Consider the following 1,729-nt stretch of genomic DNA (forward strand, 5'->3'; position numbering starts at 1 on the left):
GCACGGCGACCCCGTTCCTGGCGGCGCGCATTAAAGTGTTCCAGGACGGGGCAGCCGGTGCGGCGTTGATGCATTGCTTCCTAGCTGCCCTAAGAACTGGCGGCTGTGATTCTGTCACCTTGAATCACGCTCGACGCCGGCAGAACGCTCTGTGCGTCGGGCCATGCCGCGCGGTGGCCCGTCCGCCGGAGTTAGTATGTGCACATGCTGAATTGCCGAAATGACGATAACCACGCGAGGGATTGTCGAGAAAGCTGTTCGAGTTTGTCCTCGTCCGTTATCCCAGCTTGGTAGTAAGCCAGGATGCGCGATGCACTCCGTTCTCTCTTGGTTTCGGTCTCGTTTTTTGGGGTTGCTGCGCGCCAAAACGCGGCTCAGTACGGCCAGCTCTGATGGGGTGAAGGCGTCTCTATGCTTGCATCAACTCCGCGCCGCCCGCCTCGGGTGGGGAGCCGAGGCGGGCTGAAGCTGTGGGGATCCAGCTTCCGATGCCGGGCAACAGGCGATTGTGCAAGAGGGATTGTCCGGCGCGGCCCAACGCAGGATGGACAGAATGTTCCGGGAGTTTTGGTGAGGCGAAAATAATTGGCCAAGAGCCAGAAGCACGGCGCAGGATACGGCATGTAAGACTTGCCGGCGTGCGATCCAGTCAGCAGCTCGGGCCAAGATCCGAATCCTGGATGTGAGTTTCTGGACCTTGCTGAGCATTTAAGAGTTGAGGTACGGCCGTTATGATCTGCGGCAGAAAGAAGGGCTTGGTGATCATATTATGCTGTTGGGAACACCTTCGGCTCCCCAGTGTACCTCGCTATCGCCGCTGATACGCTGCCGCGATCGATTGACGTCCTGAGGTCGCCTTGGACAACGCCAAGACGGGCTTGGTGCTTCGACAGCCAAGTGCCAGACGATGAGGACGATTGCAGGCCTACAGCAGCCGCGCGAATGGTTTCTCGCTGTAAGCTCGTGTCGGGTTGGTACGCTGCGGCGGCTTGCCGGCGCGGTCGCTTTGATCAAGCTTCCTGCTGATCTTCAGAAGCCTGCTGGATTTGGGTCATCACCTTTCGGGGATCGACATTCTCTGCCAGTTGCCGCAGCTCTTTGTCGGCCGGGGTGGAGACATTCAGACGCACCGCCAAGGCAGCCACCATCTCGATCAGCCGCGTGGTTTCATGTTCGTTAAGGAGGCTGATCTGCAAATCCAGTTCCGCTCGGCGCTCGCTGTGTTCGGCCATTCTGTTCTGATTGATCAGCACGAAGGTAGACAGGAAGATTGCCTCGACGGAAGCGACCATGGCCAGGATCACGAAAGTTGGGTCCCAAGCTGGGATGGCTGGTATCGCGCCTAGGTTTGCAAGGATCCAGGCCACGAGGATTGCGAGATGCAGATAGACGAAAATCATGCTCCCCGCGAAGCGCGAAATAGCGCCGGCAATCCGCACCTGAACGCTTTGGTGCTCCTCCTGTTGTCGCCTGTGCTCGACCAGTGCCTCTATGTTCTGGTGGAGCACCGACTGCGTGTTGGCTGGACGTTGGTCGCTCATTTGGAAAGCTCGTTTGAACGACGATCTGGTGCAAGCGGCGTCACTTGTCGCCCGCCTGGAACATTTGCGGAGCCGGACCTGGCTTGAACTCGTCGGCACGCAGCTTACGTCGCTGCCGACGGTTCGATTGGGAAAGGGCGTGCCGTGCTGAAATCGTGTGCATCATACCGACTACTGTCTGTGGGGTG

1 protein-coding gene is annotated in these 1,729 nt (G+C 58.8%); it reads right to left on the reverse strand.

What is annotated here, in order from left to right:
• Positions 1 to 1,010 precede the first annotated feature (1,010 nt).
• Positions 1,011 to 1,541: a DUF1003 domain-containing protein gene (locus EN991_RS35110; RefSeq protein WP_127370442.1), complete on the reverse strand. Its 531-nt coding sequence runs from the start codon at positions 1,539 to 1,541 to the stop codon at positions 1,011 to 1,013.
• Positions 1,542 to 1,729 lie beyond the last annotated feature (188 nt).

Origin of the sequence: Mesorhizobium sp. M7A.F.Ca.US.005.03.2.1 (assembly GCF_003997795.1) — a bacterium.
Classification (GTDB): Bacteria; Pseudomonadota; Alphaproteobacteria; order Rhizobiales; family Rhizobiaceae; genus Mesorhizobium; species Mesorhizobium ciceri.

Excerpts from the sequence above, each read along its gene's own strand:
- EN991_RS35110 (WP_127370442.1), bottom strand. The coding sequence starts at position 1,541 with ATGAGCGACCAACGTCCAGCCAACACGCAGTCGGTGCTCCACCAGAAC.